The organism is Myxococcus hansupus (assembly GCF_000280925.3).
Taxonomy (GTDB): Bacteria; Myxococcota; Myxococcia; order Myxococcales; family Myxococcaceae; genus Myxococcus; species Myxococcus hansupus.
Window position 1 is genome coordinate 522,378 of record NZ_CP012109.1, and the last position, 15,933, is coordinate 538,310.

A 15,933-nucleotide genomic window follows, 5' to 3' on the forward strand; every position below is an offset into this window, starting at 1 on the left:
GCGCACTCCCCGTCAGCCGCGGCCTTCAAGTGACTTCAAGAAGCGTTGAATCCTAGAACTGGTGGGCCTCGGTGGACTCCGTCAGGGCCAGCGTGCTGGCGTTGCCGCCGGAGATGACCTCGGCCACCTGGTCGAAGTAGCCGGTGCCCACCTCTCGCTGGTGGCGCGTGGCGGTGTAGCCGTCCTTCTCCGCCGCGAACTCGGCCTGCTGCAGCTCGCTGTAGGCCGCCATGCCGCGGTCCTTGTACTTCCGCGCCAGCTCGTACATCCCGAAGTTGAGCGCGTGGAAGCCGGCCAGGGTGACGAACTGGAACTTGTAGCCCATGGCGCCCAGCTCGCGCTGGAACTTGGCGATGGTGGCGTCGTCCAGGTTCTTCTTCCAGTTGAAGGACGGCGAGCAGTTATACGCCAGCAGCTTGTTGGGGTACTGAGCGCGGATGCTCTCGGCGAACTTCTTCGCCTGGGCCAGGTCCGGGGTGCTGGTCTCGCACCACACCAGGTCCGCGTACGGCGCGTACGCCAGGCCGCGGGCGATGGCGCAGTCCAGGCCGCCGTTGAGGCGGTAGAAACCCTCCGCGGTGCGGCCGGCCTTCTTGTCGATGAAGGCGTGGTCGTACTCGTCCGAGTCGCTCATCAGCAGCTTGGCGCTGTCCGCGTCCGTGCGCGCCACCAGCAGGGTGGGCACGCCCATGACGTCCGCCGCGAGGCGGGCCGCGGACAGGGTGCGGATGAAGTGGCTGGTGGGCACCAGCACCTTGCCGCCCATGTGGCCGCACTTCTTCTCGCTGGCGAGCTGGTCCTCGAAGTGAACGCCGGCGGCGCCCGCTTCAATCATGCCCTTCATCAGCTCGAAGGCGTTGAGCGGGCCACCGAAGCCGGCCTCGGCGTCCGCGATGATGGGCGCGAACCAGTACCGGTCCTTGCGGCCCTCTGCGTGGTCAATCTGGTCCGCGCGGCGCAGGGAGTTGTTGATCTTCCGCACCACGGTGGGGACGCTGTCCACCGGGTAGAGGCTCTGGTCCGGGTACATCTGCCCGGCGGAGTTCGCGTCCGCCGCCACCTGCCAGCCGGACAGGTAGATGGCCTTCAGGCCCGCGCGCACCATCTGCACCGCCTGATTGCCGGTGAGCGAGCCGAGCGCGTTGATGTAGTCGTCCGTGTGGAGCAGCTCCCACAGCTTCTTGGCGCCCATCTCCGCGAGCGTGTAGCTGATGGTGATGGAGCCGCGGAGCTTCTCCACGTCCTTCTGCGTGTAGTTGCGCTTGATGCCCTCGAAACGCTGCGCGTGGAGCTTGGCGTGAGGGGAGGCATCGGTCGTGGTCGGCGTGGCGTCGTACATCGTGGGCTCCTCGCTGCGGTAAAAGTGGTGTGTTGCGTGCTGCGAAAGTCAGGAAAGCTTCAGCGCTGGGCTTCCAGCGCGTCGTAGGCGGGCAGGGTGAGGAAGTCCTCGAAGGTGCCCGCGGTGGAGAGCTGCTCGAAGAGCACGCGCGCGCGCTCCAGGTGGGCGGCGCCGTAGCGCTCCTTGGCGCCCTCCTTCTCGAGGCGGTTCATCTCCTCGCCCAGCGCGTCGCGGAAGAGGGCGGGCGTCACCTTGCGGCCGTCCTCCAGCGAGGCGCCGTGGTGAATCCACTGCCACACCTGCGCGCGTGAGATTTCGGCGGTGGCCGCGTCCTCCATCAGGTTGTAGAGCGGCACGCAGCCCAGGCCGCCCAGCCACGCGGCGGTGTACTGGATGCCCACGCGGATGTTGTGGCGCAGGCCCTCCTCGGTGCGCGTGCCGGAGGGCACCTTGAGCAGCTCCGCCTCGCCAATCTTCACGTCCTCGCGCTTGTTGGAGAGCTGGTTGGGGCCCTTCATGTGCGAGTCGAAGATGTCGCGCGCGATTTCCACGAGGCCGGGGTGGGCCACCCACGTCCCGTCGTGGCCGTTCTTCACCTCGCGCAGCTTGTCCGCGCGCACCTTGTCCATGACGGCGTCGTTGGCCGCCGCGTCACCCTTGATGGGGATGAAGGCCGCCATGCCGCCCATCGCGTGCACGTTGCGGCGGTGGCACGTCTGGATGAGGAGCTGCGAGTAGGCGTTGAGGAACGCCTTGTCCATGGTCACCTGGCCGCGGTCGGGCAGCACCACGCTGGTGTCGGACTGGAGCGTCTTGATGAAGCTGAAGATGTAGTCCCAGCGGCCGCAGTTGAGGCCGGCCGAGTGCTCGCGCAGCTCGTAGAGGATTTCGTCCATCTCGAACGCGGCGGGCAGCGTCTCGATGAGGACGGTGGCCTTGATGGTGCCGCGCGGGATGTTGAGCTCCGACTGGGCCAGGTGGAACACGTCGTTCCACAGCCGGGCCTCCAGGTGGCTCTGCATCTTCGGCAGGTAGAAGTAGGGCCCGGTGCCGCGCGCCAACTGCTCGCGCGCGTTGTGGAAGAAGAAGAGCCCGAAGTCGAAGAGCGAGCCGGAGATGGGCTTGCCGTCGATTTCGACGTTCCGCTCCGGCAGGTGCCAGCCGCGGGGCCGCACGAAGAGCACGGCGCGCTTCGGGTTGAGGGCGTAGTGCTTCCCGTTCTCCGCGGTGAAGGAGATGGTGTCCTTCACCGCGTCACGCAGGTTGATTTGCCCGCGCACCACGTTGTCCCAGGTGGGGCTGTTGGCGTCCTCGAAGTCCGCCATGAAGACGTTCGCCCCGGAGTTGAGGGCGTTGATGACCATCTTCCGGTCCACCGGGCCGGTGATCTCCACGCGGCGGTCCTGGAGGTCGGCGGGCAGGGGCGCCACCGTCCAGTCGCCCTCCCGGATGGACTTCGTCTCCGGCAGGAAGTGGGGCCGCTCCCCCTTGCTCCAGGCGGCCTGGACCACCTTGCGGCGCTCCAGCAGGGCCTCCCGGCGCTCCCCGAAGGTGCGGACCAGCTTCGCCACGAAGTCCAGGGCCTCCGGGGTGAGCACCTCCGCGTAGTCGGGGTGCCAGGGCCCCTTCACCACCACGCCCGGGCCGAAGGCCGGGGGCTTCACAGAGGGGGCTTGGTCCGACATCGAGGCTCCTTTGGCTTGGCGCGTTGTAAATCTACTGGAACGGCTCGGAAAATGAGTCCCGAGAGGGCAAAAAGGAAGTGCGGCGAGGATCTTTGCCTGCTTGCCTGTAACTCTGTCAACAAGCGGCTTGTTAAATCTGTAAATCAACAAATCGCCCCCAGGGCGTATGCAATGGGGAGCGCCAAGGCGCGTAGGTAGGAATGAGGCCCGCGGCCGCCAAGTGGGAATGGGCCCGGAAGGGAGACGTGATGGACGCCAAGAGACGCTGCGCCACCTGCACGGAGGAAGTGAGCCTGGAGGTCCGGAGGTGCCCGAGCTGTGGCGCGCGCACGGAGCCGCTGCACCGGGGCGTGGAGGGGCGGCTGTTGACCGGGGTGTGCGCGGCGCTGGGGCGCGAGACGGGCCTGGACGTGGCGCTCATCCGCGTGGGCTTCGTGGTGGCGCTGGCGGTGTCCGGGGGCACCGCGCTGATGGTGTACCTGCTGCTGTGGGCCTTCACGCCGCCGTCGGCGACGGGCACCGCGCCCCTGCGGCGCACGTACAACTGGCTGTCCGGCCTGGGGAACTCGGAGACTTCGCCCCGCGTCGAGCGCCGGGTGTAGTGCTCAGCGTCCAACGAAGAAAATGACGCCGGAGCCGCGCGCGGGGGCTCCGGTTTGTTATCGAAGGGGCTCGACTCGAGACTCCCAGGAGCCCCCCGCGTGAGCACGAAGAACGTTCGCACCGAGAAAGACACCTTCGGTCCCATCGACGTCCCCGCCGACCGGCTGTGGGGCGCGCAGACGCAGCGCAGCCTCCAGAACTTCGCCATCTCCACCGAGCGCATGCCGCTGGCCCTCATCCGCGCGCTCGTGCTGGTGAAGAAGGCCGCCGCGCTGGTGAACGTGGAGAACGGCACGCTGGCGAAGGAGAAGGGTGGCGCCATCGTCCGGGCCGCGGACGAGGTCCTGGCCGGCCAGCACGATGACGAGTTCCCCCTGAGCGTGTGGCAGACGGGCAGCGGGACGCAGTCGAACATGAACACGAACGAGGTGCTCGCCAACCGCGCCTCGGAGCTTCTGGGCGGCGAGCGCGGTGAAGCGCGCAAGGTCCACCCCAACGACGACGTCAACAAGGGGCAGAGCTCCAACGACGTCTTCCCCACCGCGATGAGCGTGGCCGCCGTGGCCGCCATCACCGGGCAGGTGCTGCCCGAGCTGAAGTCCCTGCGCGACGTGTTCGCGGAGAAGTCTCGCGCCTTCCAGGACGTGGTGAAGGTGGGCCGCACCCACCTGCAGGACGCCACGCCCCTGACGCTGGGGCAGGAGCTGGGCGGCTTCGTGGCGCAGTTGAATCACGCGCAGTCCCACCTGGAGCGGACCCTGCCGCACCTCCTGGAGCTGGCGTTGGGCGGCACGGCGGTGGGCACGGGCCTCAACGCGCCCAAGGGCTACGCCGAGCGCGTGGCGAAGGAGCTGGCCCAGCTCACCGGCCACCCCTTCGTCACCGCGCCCAACAAGTTCGAGGCGCTGGCCGCCAACGACGCGCTGGTGCAGGCGCACGGGGCGCTCAAGGGGCTGGCGGCGGTGCTCTTCAAGGTGGCCAATGACGTGCGTTGGCTGTCTTCCGGGCCGCGCTCGGGCCTGGCGGAAATCATCATCCCGGAGAACGAGCCGGGCAGCTCCATCATGCCGGGCAAGGTGAACCCCACCCAGAGCGAGGCGCTCACCATGCTGTGCGCCCAGGTGATGGGCAACGACGTGGCCGTCACCGTGGGCGGCGCGTCCGGCAACTTCCAGCTCAACGTCTTCAAGCCGCTCATCGCCCACAACCTGCTCCAGAGCTGCCGGCTGCTGGCGGACGGCATGCGCAGCTTCCGCCTGCACTGTGCGGTGGGCATCGAGCCGAACCGGGCCCGCATCCAGGAGAACCTGGAGCGCAGCCTGATGCTGGTGACGGCGCTCAACCCCCACATCGGCTACGACAACGCGGCGAAAATCGCGAAGACGGCCTACAAGGACGGCACCACGCTCAAGGAGACGGCCGTGGCGCTGGGGCTCGTCACGCCCGAGCAGTTCGACCAGTGGGTCCGCCCGGAGGACATGACGGGCCACAAGGGGTAGGCCCCCTGGGGACCAGGGGAGCCGGGGCCCCGAAGCGTGGGGCAGCGTACGCTCCGGGAAGAAGGGACGGGCGCGGCGGCGGAAGGGCGATTAGGGTAGGGGCGTCATGAACGTCCCCTTCGTCATCGAGACCACGCACCGCGGCGAGCGGGCGTACGACTTGTACAGCCGGCTCCTCAAGGACCGCATCATCATGCTGGGCACGCCTGTCAATGACGACGTGGCCAACATCATCGTGGCCCAGCTCCTGTTCCTGGAGTCGGAAGACCCGGACAAGGGCATCAACCTCTACATCAACTCGCCGGGCGGCTCCGTCACGGCGGGCCTCGCCATCTACGACACCATGCAGTACGTGAAGTGTCCGGTGTCCACCATCTGCGTGGGGCAGGCCGCGTCCATGGGCGCGCTGCTGCTGCTGGCGGGGGCGAAGGGCAAGCGCTACGCGCTGCCCAACAGCCGCATCATGATTCACCAGCCGCTGGGCGGCGCGCAGGGCCAGGCCACGGACATCGACATCCAGGCCAAGGAAATCCTCCGGCTGCGCAGCTACATCAACGGCCTCATCGTGAAGCACACCGGCCACACCGTGGAGCGCATCGAGAAGGACACCGAGCGCGACTACTTCATGAGCGCCGAGGACGCGCGGCAGTACGGCCTCATCGACGAGGTGGTGGAGAAGCAGCGCGTCATCACCCCGACGCCCGCTCCGGCGAAGTGACGTAGCCTGGCCGCCCCGGCTCGTCCCGGGGCGGTGTGCTTCCCTGGCGTGGTGCCACCCGGGCGCCGCGCCGGAAGCACGTCCTGCACAAAACATTCGGGGTGCTCTTGCCTGCAGGTGGCACGCGGCGTGCTCACCATGGGCATATGACGCCGATTCGATTTCGCATCGTCCCCCGGTTCCTCTTGTCCGGCGCCATCCTGGCCTCAGTGGCCTGCGCGACGGGCCCCACCGGCCGTCCCCCCGTGCCACCCAGTTCGGCCGCCGTGCAGGCGGAGCTGGGCTCGCGGGACGCGGTCCAGGCCGGCGAGGAATACGCCCGCAACAACTCGCTTGTGCTGGCGGAGGCCGGGGAGGCGGTGGAGATTCGCCCCAACTTCTGGCGCATCCGCTTCGGCCTCGCGGACCAGCCTGGCCGCGTCCTGGAGGTCGAGTTCGACGAGCTGGCGCGCCGGGTCATCAATGCCCGCGAGCTGGACATCATCCCGGAGAACCTGGGTGACTCCGCGGTGGGCGGCAGCGGCTCCTCGGTGCCGGCCGCGGGTCAGCCTCGGGGCCCCATTCCCTGAGCGGGAGCGGGCCCTTCGGCGCGGGTGCCCAGGGCACGGGCTCCCGGTCGCCAATGACCCGCCGGAACGTTTGAACGGGCGGGTGAGGCGTCACGGCGCTGGCGTGTGCGCCTCCTCGCAGAACATCAGCTCGGCCTGTCCTCCCGTGCGTCCCACGAGGACGGCGACCTGTCCGTAGGCGCGTCCGAAGCGTGCGGCCTCCTCGCGGGGCAGGCCCGGGACGAAGAGGCTCTGTTCGCACCAGCTTCCGTCATCCGCCTCGCCCAGGGCGGAGGCGACTGCCCATCCCCCCGCGACGAGCTGCGCGATGAGCCGCTCCTGTTCGCGGCGGTTCTCCTCGGCGCTCCGCCACTGGGAGCCGGGGTTCCACGCCGTCAGGAAGGCCCACTCCCGGTGGCCGCGGGCCGCAAGCGTTGCGTCCAGGGCCGGGTGCAGGGCGCCGGCTCGCAGGATTTGCTCGACGCCACCCGTGCTGGGGTGGGGCCGGATGACGTAGCGCGTCGCCGTGTAGGCCGCCGTCAATCGCTCGCGTTCGTGGGGGCTCATACCCCGCATGATGCGCCGCCCGCCCGCACCGGAAAATCGAGTTTCGGATAATCCAATGTGAATGTTCGATTCCGTTCGACGTCCATGCCCTTCGCCACGTTCCAGAACGGAATGAAAGGCTTTGGAGGGGAACATGTTTCGTCGCTCTGTTACTGTTGTATCTGCGTTGATGGGTATTCTTGGGACGGGCTGCGCGTCGGTGAGCCATGTCCAGACGGCGGACACGTTGGGCGCGGGCCGGTTCCAATTCGGAATCGAGCCGGGCGTCATGGGTGCAGCGGTTCTGGGCGGGGACGACAACAACCCCACGGCGGGTGGCTATGTCCCGCACTTCGACATGGCGCTTCGCTATGGCGTGGCGGAGCGTGTCGACCTGGGCGTCCGCGTGGGCTCCTCGCTGGCGGAACTTCAGACGAAGTTCCTGCTGACCGAGCCTGGTGACCCCGTGAAGGCCATCTCGCTGGCCCCGTCCATCTCGGGCGCCTCCATCGGCTCGGGGACGAACTCGGAGGGTGAGTCGGCCTCGACGAGCTACCTGAACGTCTCCGCGCCGCTGCTGGTGGGCTTCAAGACGAAGGGCGGCTCGGAGCTGGTGCTGGGGCCTCGCGTGATGTGGACGCGCATCGCCGGCAACGTGGGCAACGACGGCGCCGCGCTCAACATCCTCAGCGTGGGTGCCTCGGTGGGTTACGCGCTGCGCGTCACCGAGGGCTTCCGCCTGATGCCGGAGGTCGGCCTCTCGTTCCCCGTCGTGGGACATGCGAGCGCCACCAACAGTGACTCGGAGGCCATCGCGGGCTTCAACGGCGGCTTCGCGCAGTTCAAGCTGGGCTTCCTGTTCGGCGCGGGCCGCCCCATCCGTCGCAACACCGACGCCATCCCCTCCGACTACGTGGAGGAGACGGACCGCCGGCAGGGACGCGCGGACGACGGCGAGAGCACGCCCGAGCGCGGCAGCAGCGACATCGACTACTGAGTGGAACCTCGGGCTCCGGTGTCCCCCGCCGGAGCCCGGCTCAGGGCGTGGATTTCACCCCACCCGTCACGCGCTTCACCGTGCGGCCCGCGGGCAGGGTGTCCCCGGGCTGTACGCCGTTGATGATGGACAGCTCCTCCACGGAGATGGTGGATGGGTTCTGCTCGTTGAACTGCTGCAGCGTCATGGGCGAGGCGATTTTCGCCAGCTCGATGCGCGCGGGCTGGACGGCCAGCGCGGAGGCGTCCGTCAGCGCACCGAAGCTGGAGAAGGTGGCGCGGAAGGCCTCCTCGTACGCGGGGAGCTGCTGCGCCCCGGTGTAGCCCAGGAGCTGGAGCGTGGTGCCGCCCTGGCTCACGAAGGCGGTGACGCCCGCGATGACGCCTTGCTCCGTCTGCGCCTGGAAGAACGCGGCGCCCGGAGGAAAGCCAGCGGGCGCGGCATTGGCGGGCTGGATGCCTTCCTGTGCCATGAAGCGCTGCATCGCCTCTTGCGGCGCGATGTTCCCGGTGGGCACCAGGCCGACGATGGCATCCTCCTGGGGGCTGACGCCCGCCACCTGCTGGGGCTGGTTCGCCGTCTTCCATCCCTGCGGGAAGGTGAGCTGGAAGCGCAGTCCCGGGTGCATGAAGACATTGCCCCGGAAGAAGCCCTGCCGCGGGTCGTTGCCGTAGGCCATGCCCTGGAGCATGGCGAGGTACTCCTCGCGCCCGTCCTTGAGCTTGTTGAAGTCCACGTGGGCGTTCGCGGCACGCTCCTGCGCGGTCTTCACGCGGTCACCCGGGTCGGGGTGGGTGGACAGCCACGCGGGGAGGCTCTGGCCGCCCGCGGCCTTGCCCACGCGGTCCAGCGTGGCGAAGACGTTCGCCGCGGCACGCACGTCGTAGCCCGCGTTCAACATGTACTTGAAGCCCAGCTCGTCCGCCTGGCGCTCGTCGTCGCGGCCGTACTTGAGGAACAAGAGCTGGAGTCCCGCGGCGGCCAGGCCCCCGAAGCGGGCCACGTCCTCGCTCAGCACGCTGCCCAGCAGGAGGCCGGCCTGCGCGAGCTGCGCCTGGGAAATCTGCTCCACGGAGTGGCGCGCGGTGATGTGGGCGACCTCATGTCCCAGCACGGAGGCCAGCTCCGCCTCGGAGTTGAGCGCCGTGAGCAGGCCGCGCGTGACGAACACGGGGCCGCCGGGGAGGGCGAAGGCGTTCACCACCGGGTCGTCCACGGCCTGCACGGTCCACGGCAGCTCGGGCCGCTCGGACGCCTTGGCCATGGGCAGGCCCACCCGGGCGACGTAGTCCTGGACCTTGGGTTCCTGGATGAGGCCAATGGACCCGCGGACCTCCTCCGCGCTCTGTTTGCCCAGGGCGATTTCGTCGTTCTGGGACACGAGCGACAGCATGCGTTTGCCCGTCGCGGGGTTTCGCACGCAGGTCGTCACGGAGAGCAGGGCCAGCAGTGGCAGCAGCCTGAGGCGTGAGGTCATGGGGCCTTCCTGAAGGGACTGCATGCCCAGGTAGGGCGCGAGCAGCGGAGCGACCACGGCCGGTGTGGGGGTTGCGTCACTGGTGGACAGTCCAGCGCGCACCGCGGCGCCACATCCGTTAGCTTGTGCCCTGGAGCAGGAGGCTCTCGAATGGACGACTCGCTCGAAACACGGATGGCGCGGCTGGAGCGCCGTTGCCGGCTCTGGCAGGGACTCACCTTCGCGGCGCTCGCGCTCGCGGGCCTCGGCCTGGGGACGGCGGCGCTCCCGGGAGAAGATGTGTCCACTGGCACACTGGTGACGTCGCGCCTGGTGCTGACGGACGCGCGCGGCCAGACGCGGGCCACGCTGGACACGGATGCGCAGGGCAACGCGGGCCTGGTGCTGCGGGATGGCCAGGGCCGGCCCCGGGCGCTGCTCGGCGTGGGCGAGGATGGCGCGCCCCGGCTTCGCTTCTCCACCGCGGACGGCCAGTCCCTGGCGGAGTTGATGGTGTACTCGGATGAAGCGCCGCGGCTGACGTTGTCCAAGCCGGGCGGCGGGGAGCTGTTCGCCGTGGGCCTCCAGGTGGACGGCTCGTCCCGGCTGGAGCTGTCGGACGCGGATGGTCGGCCCCGGGCCATCCTGGGCGCGGACGAGCATGGCTCGCCCGGCCTGGTGCTCAGAGATCGCAAGGGGCTGCCCCGCGTGGCGCTCCGCGTCTCGCCGTCGGATGACGCCAGCCTGTTCGTGGAGGGCCAGGACGGCGAGGTGTTTCGCGCGCCGGGCGGGTAGCGGCTACAGCGTGGGCGGCACCACCTTGTAGCCGCGCTGGAGCAGCGGCGAGAGGCGGTCGGAGATGTCCCACGACTCCACCACCTTGCCGTCGCGCAGGCGGTACAGGGAGTGGCCCCGGAGCTGGAGCGTCTGGGGCTCGCCGGTCGGGTCCAGGTGCTTCGGGTCCGGCCCGGTGGCCTTCCAGTGCACCAGCACCAGGTCGCCGTCCGCCACCAGGTGGAGGATGTCGAACTTCAGCTCGGGGAAGCTCTGGAAGCTGGCCTCGGCCTGCTGACGCAGGGCGGCCGGTCCCACCACGCCGCCAGGGGCGCCGTGGGAGCGGTCCACGAAGTCCTCGGCGATGTACTCCGGGATGCGCTCCAGCTTGCGCAGGTTGTAGAGCTCCTCGGTGAGCTGCTGCACCCGCTGCTTGTTCTGGGCCTCCAGGGCCGCGGCGCGCTCCACGGGAGACATCGTCGCGCAGCCCGCGAGCCACCCGAGGGCACACATCAGAAATGTCACGTGTCGTGTCATGGCCCCCAGAAGCTGCACATGGGGCAGGCAGGCGGGCAGTCCCGCCTGCCTGGAAACGTTCACCTCATGGCGACAGGTGGCCCAGACCGATGGGCGCGGCGAGGCAGGTGTCCGGAATCCCAAACGCGTCCACCAGCGCCACGGCGTCCGGGCGGAGCTCGGCGCACAGCCGCGTCACCTCCTTGCGGATGGCCTTCGCCTTGGCGCCCTCCAGCCACCCGTGCTCCTGGAACCAGCCACTGGCGGCCTCCAGGCAGGACAGGCCGTAGAGGTCGCACAGGCGGCCCAGCACCGTCTTGAGGCCCGGGTCCTTCACCTGGGCCACGCCCTTGAGGAACTGCTCCAGCGCCAGCCGCTCCACGTGCGCGTGGGCCAGCTCCAGCATGTGGACCTGGACCTGGTTGAAGGCCTCGAAGGCCTCCACGCCCGCGCCCAGCCGCTTGCGGATGCGCTTGGACACGGTGGCCAGCAGCTCCTCCTCGCGGAAGCGCAGCGCGCGCAGGTGGTAGTCGTTGTCGCGCAGGTGGTCGCTGTCGGTGCGTCGCGCGGCGAAGGGGTTGCGGTCCACCACGCTGGTGGCCCGGTCCGCCAGAATCCGCAGCACGGCGAAGACGCGGTCGTCCTCGAAGCGCTGCCGGTAGCCCGTGAGCAGGCCCTTGGCGACCAACTGCATCAGCACCGTGTTGTCGCCCTCGAAGGTGGTGAACACGTCCGTGTCCGCCTTCAGCGCCGCCAGCCGGTTCGCCTCCAGGTAGCCCTGGCCGCCGCACGCCTCGCGCGCCTCCTGGAGGACGGCGGTGGTGTGCCACGTGCTGTACGCCTTGAGTCCGGCGGCGAGCGACTCCACCTCGCGCGCGTCCTCCTCGGAGCGATTCACGTAGCGCTCCACGAGGTACTCGAGCGCGAAGTCCATGGCGTACGTCTTCGCCAGGGGCTTGAGCAGGCGCCGCTGGTGCGCCTGGTGGTCCAGCAGGCGGAACTCCTTGTCGCCCGCGGGGCCGAACTGGCGCCGCAAGTCGCCGTAGCGCACGGCGATGGTGAGCCCGCTCTTGGCCGCGCTCAGCCCCGCGCCGGCCACGCTCACCCGGCCCGCCACCAGCGTGCCCAACATGGTGAAGAAGCGCTTGGAGTCGCCGGTGATGGAGCTGGTGTACTCGCCCTGCTCGGTCACCTGGCCGAAGCGGTCCAGCAGGTTCTCCCGGGGCACGCGGACGTGCTGGAACCAGATGCGGCCGTTGTCCACGCCGTTGAGGCCCAGCTTCTCACCGCAGTCCTCGATGCGAACCCCGGGCAGCACGCGGCCGGCCTCGTCGCGCAGCGGCACCAGCAGCGCGTGGACGCCCAGTGAGCGTCCGCCGACCTCCAACTGGGCGAACACGGTGGCGATGCGCCCATGCCGGGCGGCGTTGCCAATCCACTCCTTGCGCGCCGTCTCCGTGGGCGTGTGCACCACGAACTCACCCGTCTCCACGTCGTAGCGCGCCACCGTCTCCACGTCGCGCACGTTGGAGCCGTGGCCCAGCTCGCTCATGGCGAAGCAACCCGGCAGCTCCAGCGAGGCCACCTGGGGCAGGTACTTCTGGTGGTGCTTCTCCGTGCCCAGGAAGAGGATGCTCGCGCCGAAGAGACCGAAGTGGACACCGGCCTTGATGACCAGGCTCAGGTCGAAATAGGCCATCGTCTCGAACGCGGTGAGGAAGGGCCCCAGGTCCGAGCGCGTCTCGTTGTCCTTGGGGAAGGCGATGCGCCCCAGGCCCTGGTCGGCCAGCGCCTTGAGCCACGTCAGCACCTGGTCCCGGTACTTCGTGGTGTCGCGCGTGTCCGTGTAGCGGAAGGCCGGGTCGGCCAGCCACTTGCGCACCTGGGCGCGCGTCTCCGGGTACGTGCGGTCCAGCACCTGGCGCAGGGCCTCCGGGTCGAAGGACGTGGGCGCGCGCGGCTCGACGCGGCTGGGCGAGGCCGCGGGGACGAGCGAGCGCACCGCCTCACTGCCGGAGACGCCCAGGGACTCTTCCAGCTCGTTCAGCGCGCGCGTCAGCTCCGGCATGGGCGCGGGGAGGCCCTCGTCGCCGTTGCCCACCTGGGCGAGCTGCGCGCCCAGCTCCGCGAGGTTCTTCTGTCCGCTATGGGACAGGCGCTCCGCGGTGCGGCGGATGTGCTCGCGCACCTGGGCCAGCTCGGCGGGGGTGGGAGGGACCAGGGGGTCCAGCCAGCGGGCCAGCACGGTGTTGGAGCGCAAATCGAGCCAGGGCTGCGCGCGGGCGGCGGTGCCCATGGCGCGAATCTCCTCTGGCGTGAGCTCCCCGTCCGTCCAGGCCACGTACAGCATGGGGACGAGCGGCGCGAGGCGAGGAAGGGACAGCAGCTCGTGGGCTGTCGGGCGGGTGTCATCCACCATGGTTGGCGCTCCTGGAAGTGAGAGGACGGGCGCAGTGTGGCCAGCATGGCGCCGCGCGGCAACGAGAAGCGTGTGTCTTCCACGGGCAGGCGGCCGGGCGCGCCGTTCCATGGGGAGGGGGGCATCCCTAGCTTGCCCGTATGGACGAAATGCAGGAGCTGGAGGACCTGATTCCCAAGCCCGGTGCCTTGGGCTTCTCCGGCGGCGTCGAGCGCGCGCGCCATGAGATGCAAGGACCCTTCCTGTTGCCCCCGGGCCCGGATGCCTTCTCCTTCGCGTTGTACCAATCCACCGGGGTGGGGCTGGTGCCCGGACACTCGCTGGAGTTGCTGGAGAACAGCGCCGTCTTCGAACGCATGCTGGCGGACATCCGCGCCGCGCGCAGCAGCGTCCACGTCCTCGTCTACATCTGGCGGCCCTGTGAGCTGTCGGACCGCGTCGTGGAGGCGTTGGTCGAGCGCGCGCGGGCGGGCGTGGCGTGCCGCGTGGTGGTGGACCCGGTGGGCAGCGAGGAGATTCGCGGCAACCGGGACTTCGACCAGAAGGTGGAGCGGGTGCTCACGGACGCGGGTGTGGAGGTCCACTACTACCGGCTCCTCGCGGGCAAGGTGCTGGGGCGCCTGTTGGGCCGCAGCCATCAGAAGCTGGTGATTGTCGACGGGCGCATTGGCTACACGGGCGGCTTCGGCATCTGGAAGGTGTGGGAAGGCGACGGCATGAAGCCGGATGAGTGGCGCGACACGCACCTGCGCGTCGAAGGGCCCGAGGTTCGCCGCATGCAGCTCTCGTTCTCCCGGCACTGGCAGGAGTCGGGCGGCGGGTTGATTCCCCCCAGCGCCTTTCCTGAACCGGAGGAATCAGGGCCCTGCGCCGCGGGCTTCATCGACAGTGCGGGCAAGCTGGGCCTCACCGACGCGGAGCGCATGATTCGCGTCGTGATTGGCGCCGCGCGCGAGCGCATCTGGATTGCCAACGCGTACTTCTCACCGCCCAACGCGATTCTGGAGCAGTTGGAGGAGAAGTGTCGCCAGGGCGTGGAGATTCGCATCCTGGGACCCGGTCCCTGCCATGACGTGCCCATCATGCGGGCCTCCCAGCGTTCGACCTACGAGCGGTTGCTCGCCGCGGGCGTGCGCATCTGGGAGTACCAGCCGTCGATGATGCATTCGAAGACGCTGCTCGTGGACGACTGGCTGTCGGTGGTGGGCTCCACCAACATGGACTCGCTGTCGCTCAACAAGTTGAAGGAGGGCTCGCTCGTCATTCATGACGCGTCCTTCGTCCGCAAGCTGGCGCGGTGCTGGGCCAAGGACCTGCGGCACTCGAAGGAAATCACGCTGGAGAATGGCGGCCGGACCAACCCGTGGCGGCGGCTGGCCCGCAGGGCGACGCAGCTCGTGGGGCAGGACCGGTAGCGTCAGCGCGCGTCCTTCACGCCCACCTGACGACAGGCGTCCAGCACGGGACACGTGGAGCACTTCGGCCGCGTGCCCGTGCAGATGTGCTTGCCGAAGGGCACCAGCAGTCGGTTCAGCTCCACCCACCAGGCGCGAGGGAGCTGGGCCTCCAGCGCCTCCATCGTGGCCTCGGGCGTGCGGGCTTGGACGTAGCCCCAGCGGTTCGTCACGCGGTGGACGTGGATGTCCACGCTGATGGCTTCATGTCCGCAGGCGATGCCCAGCGCCAGGTGCGCGCATTTGGGGCCCACGCCCTTGAACGACTGGAGGACCTGGGCATCACACGGCAGCGTTCCGCCGAACGCGTCGCGCGTGCGCACGGCGATGGCGTGAAGCTGCCAGGCCTTGGCTTCATGGAAGGTGACGGGCTGGATGAGGGCGTCGATGGCTTCGGGCGTCAAGCTCGCGAGCGCCTGAGGCGTGGAGGCTCGTTGGAGCAGGGCGAGCGAGACGGGCAGGCTCACCTCGTCACGCGTTCGGATGGAGAGGATGCAGGCGACGAGCTGCTCGAAGAGGCTGTCATGGCCTCGGGCGGCGAGCGCGAACATCGCGGCGTCCGGGAAATGGCGCACCGCCTCGCGGACACGGCCGAGCACTTCGTCGATGTCGAAGGGGCGCTTGTCCGGACGGGGTGGCGGTTCCACGACGTGGCCCGGTGCGGAGGGCGCGCGCGTCGTTCTCGGGCTCTCGCTCCTGGGCGCCCGGCGGCTGGGGGCGGACGGACTTTTTCGCGCCATGCCTGTTCGAGCCTCTCCGTCACCAGTTCCCTCCAAGGGTGGTGACGCGGGCGAGGCGGGGTCCAGGCCTGCCCCCTCGGTTGCTGACAGGGCAGGGCGCCGTCCGCGTCAGGTGAGCGGCAGGGACAAGTCCCGGGTGTACCAGTGGTCGCAGCCGAAGTGCCCGGTGTTGCCCAGGGGCGCGTCGAGCGGCTCGAAGCCCATGCGGCGGTAGAGCTTCTGCGCCTGGGTCATCCCCGCCAGCGTTTCGAGGTAGCAGGTCCGGAAGCCCGCTTCGCGCGCGAACTCCAAGCAGTGCCGCAGCAGGCGCTCGCCCAGGCCGAGTCCTCGGGCCTCGGGGAGGAAGTACATCTTCCGCAGCTCACAGACGTTGGGGTCTCCGCCTTCCAGCGGGGCGATGCCAGCGCCGCCGATGACACGGCCCGAGCGCTCCACGACGAAATAGGCATGCCGGGGCCGGGCGTAGGCGGCGGTCATCGCGGACACCTCGGGGTCGTGGATGGCGAACCCCGGGCCGTCCGCGCCGAACTCCGGCATCACCGTCCGGATGATGTCCGCCACCGCGGCGTCATCCTGGGGGCCCATGTGTCGCAGCGTCAGCGCTTCCGTGCTCATGGGCGCAACGTTTCACATGAGGGG

Annotated in this window: 15 protein-coding genes; 7 read left to right on the forward strand and 8 right to left on the reverse strand. The window is 69.3% G+C overall.

Annotation, left to right across the window (positions count from 1 at the left end; all coding sequences use genetic code 11):
• Window positions 1–52: 52 nt before the first annotated feature.
• Window positions 53–1,339, reverse strand: coding sequence for an isocitrate lyase (gene aceA, locus A176_RS02165; RefSeq protein ID WP_002637016.1), 1,287 nt, complete (start codon window positions 1,337–1,339; stop codon window positions 53–55).
• A 59-nt stretch (window positions 1,340–1,398) separates the two neighbouring features.
• Window positions 1,399–3,024, reverse strand: a complete 1,626-nt coding sequence (aceB, locus tag A176_RS02170; protein WP_002637015.1) for a malate synthase A — start codon at window positions 3,022–3,024, stop codon at window positions 1,399–1,401.
• Window positions 3,025–3,272: 248 nt separating this feature from the next.
• On the opposite strand from aceB, the gene A176_RS02175 reads away from it, so the two are divergent.
• The 4 genes from A176_RS02175 to A176_RS02190 all read left to right on the forward strand — a co-directional run bounded on the left by A176_RS02175 (window position 3,273) and on the right by A176_RS02190 (window position 6,413).
• Window positions 3,273–3,626: a PspC domain-containing protein gene (locus A176_RS02175; RefSeq protein WP_002637014.1), complete on the forward strand. Its 354-nt coding sequence runs from the start codon at window positions 3,273–3,275 to the stop codon at window positions 3,624–3,626.
• A 99-nt stretch (window positions 3,627–3,725) separates the two neighbouring features.
• Window positions 3,726–5,126, forward strand: a complete 1,401-nt coding sequence (gene fumC / locus A176_RS02180) for a class II fumarate hydratase (protein ID WP_002637013.1) — start codon at window positions 3,726–3,728, stop codon at window positions 5,124–5,126.
• 106 nt (window positions 5,127–5,232) lie between these two features.
• Window positions 5,233–5,844: an ATP-dependent Clp endopeptidase proteolytic subunit ClpP gene (clpP, locus tag A176_RS02185; protein WP_002637012.1), complete on the forward strand. Its 612-nt coding sequence runs from the start codon at window positions 5,233–5,235 to the stop codon at window positions 5,842–5,844.
• A gap of 146 nt (window positions 5,845–5,990) precedes the next feature.
• Window positions 5,991–6,413, forward strand: a complete 423-nt coding sequence (locus A176_RS02190; RefSeq protein WP_002637011.1) for a hypothetical protein — start codon at window positions 5,991–5,993, stop codon at window positions 6,411–6,413.
• A 90-nt stretch (window positions 6,414–6,503) separates the two neighbouring features.
• Here the strand turns inward: A176_RS02190 and A176_RS02195 are convergent, their stop codons facing one another.
• Window positions 6,504–6,959: a DUF3293 domain-containing protein gene (locus A176_RS02195; protein ID WP_002637010.1), complete on the reverse strand. Its 456-nt coding sequence runs from the start codon at window positions 6,957–6,959 to the stop codon at window positions 6,504–6,506.
• Window positions 6,960–7,227: 268 nt separating this feature from the next.
• Here A176_RS02195 and A176_RS02200 point away from each other — a divergent pair, with 268 nt between their 5' ends.
• A complete protein-coding gene (locus A176_RS02200; RefSeq protein WP_226994159.1) occupies window positions 7,228–7,935 on the forward strand; it encodes a hypothetical protein in 708 nt (235 codons plus the stop codon).
• Window positions 7,936–7,975: 40 nt separating this feature from the next.
• Here A176_RS02200 and A176_RS02205 read toward each other — a convergent pair whose 3' ends face one another.
• Entirely contained in the window at window positions 7,976–9,412 is a 1,437-nt protein-coding gene (locus tag A176_RS02205) for a M48 family metalloprotease (protein WP_044889855.1), read from the reverse strand.
• Window positions 9,413–9,562: 150 nt separating this feature from the next.
• Between A176_RS02205 and A176_RS02210 the strand changes: the two genes are divergently transcribed.
• Complete coding sequence (locus A176_RS02210; protein WP_002637007.1) at window positions 9,563–10,186, forward strand: hypothetical protein; 624 nt, start codon at window positions 9,563–9,565, stop codon at window positions 10,184–10,186.
• Between the two features lie 3 nt (window positions 10,187–10,189).
• Here A176_RS02210 and A176_RS02215 read toward each other — a convergent pair whose 3' ends face one another.
• Together A176_RS02215 and A176_RS02220 are read right to left on the reverse strand one after the other, a co-directional pair.
• Window positions 10,190–10,702: an ester cyclase gene (locus tag A176_RS02215; RefSeq protein WP_044889854.1), complete on the reverse strand. Its 513-nt coding sequence runs from the start codon at window positions 10,700–10,702 to the stop codon at window positions 10,190–10,192.
• A gap of 64 nt (window positions 10,703–10,766) precedes the next feature.
• The gene (locus A176_RS02220) at window positions 10,767–13,100 is read right to left on the reverse strand and encodes an acyl-CoA dehydrogenase family protein (RefSeq protein ID WP_002637005.1); all 2,334 of its coding nucleotides are present in this window, start codon (window positions 13,098–13,100) and stop codon (window positions 10,767–10,769) included.
• A gap of 140 nt (window positions 13,101–13,240) precedes the next feature.
• Between A176_RS02220 and A176_RS02225 the strand changes: the two genes are divergently transcribed.
• Window positions 13,241–14,515, forward strand: a complete 1,275-nt coding sequence (locus A176_RS02225; RefSeq protein ID WP_002637004.1) for a phospholipase D-like domain-containing protein — start codon at window positions 13,241–13,243, stop codon at window positions 14,513–14,515.
• Window positions 14,516–14,517: 2 nt separating this feature from the next.
• On the opposite strand, the gene A176_RS02230 is transcribed toward A176_RS02225, so the two are convergent.
• On the reverse strand, window positions 14,518–15,201 hold the full coding sequence (locus A176_RS02230) for an endonuclease III domain-containing protein (protein ID WP_002637003.1): 684 nt from the start codon (window positions 15,199–15,201) through the stop codon (window positions 14,518–14,520).
• A gap of 201 nt (window positions 15,202–15,402) precedes the next feature.
• A complete protein-coding gene (locus A176_RS02235) occupies window positions 15,403–15,909 on the reverse strand; it encodes a GNAT family N-acetyltransferase (RefSeq protein ID WP_002637002.1) in 507 nt (168 codons plus the stop codon).
• Window positions 15,910–15,933: the final 24 nt, after the last annotated feature.

Bases quoted from the DNA above. Each gene is read 5' to 3' on its own strand.
- aceA (WP_002637016.1), bottom strand. From the start codon at position 1,339: ATGTACGACGCCACGCCGACCACGACCGATGCCTCCCCTCACGCCAAG.
- aceB (WP_002637015.1), bottom strand. From the start codon at position 3,024: ATGTCGGACCAAGCCCCCTCTGTGAAGCCCCCGGCCTTCGGCCCGGGC.
- A176_RS02175 (WP_002637014.1), top strand. From the start codon at position 3,273: ATGGACGCCAAGAGACGCTGCGCCACCTGCACGGAGGAAGTGAGCCTG.
- clpP (WP_002637012.1), top strand. From the start codon at position 5,233: ATGAACGTCCCCTTCGTCATCGAGACCACGCACCGCGGCGAGCGGGCG.
- A176_RS02190 (WP_002637011.1), top strand. From the start codon at position 5,991: ATGACGCCGATTCGATTTCGCATCGTCCCCCGGTTCCTCTTGTCCGGC.
- A176_RS02195 (WP_002637010.1), bottom strand. From the start codon at position 6,959: ATGAGCCCCCACGAACGCGAGCGATTGACGGCGGCCTACACGGCGACG.
- A176_RS02200 (WP_226994159.1), top strand. From the start codon at position 7,228: ATGGGTGCAGCGGTTCTGGGCGGGGACGACAACAACCCCACGGCGGGT.
- A176_RS02205 (WP_044889855.1), bottom strand. From the start codon at position 9,412: ATGACCTCACGCCTCAGGCTGCTGCCACTGCTGGCCCTGCTCTCCGTG.
- A176_RS02210 (WP_002637007.1), top strand. From the start codon at position 9,563: ATGGACGACTCGCTCGAAACACGGATGGCGCGGCTGGAGCGCCGTTGC.
- A176_RS02215 (WP_044889854.1), bottom strand. From the start codon at position 10,702: ATGACACGACACGTGACATTTCTGATGTGTGCCCTCGGGTGGCTCGCG.
- A176_RS02220 (WP_002637005.1), bottom strand. From the start codon at position 13,100: ATGGTGGATGACACCCGCCCGACAGCCCACGAGCTGCTGTCCCTTCCT.
- A176_RS02225 (WP_002637004.1), top strand. From the start codon at position 13,241: ATGGACGAAATGCAGGAGCTGGAGGACCTGATTCCCAAGCCCGGTGCC.
- A176_RS02235 (WP_002637002.1), bottom strand. From the start codon at position 15,909: ATGAGCACGGAAGCGCTGACGCTGCGACACATGGGCCCCCAGGATGAC.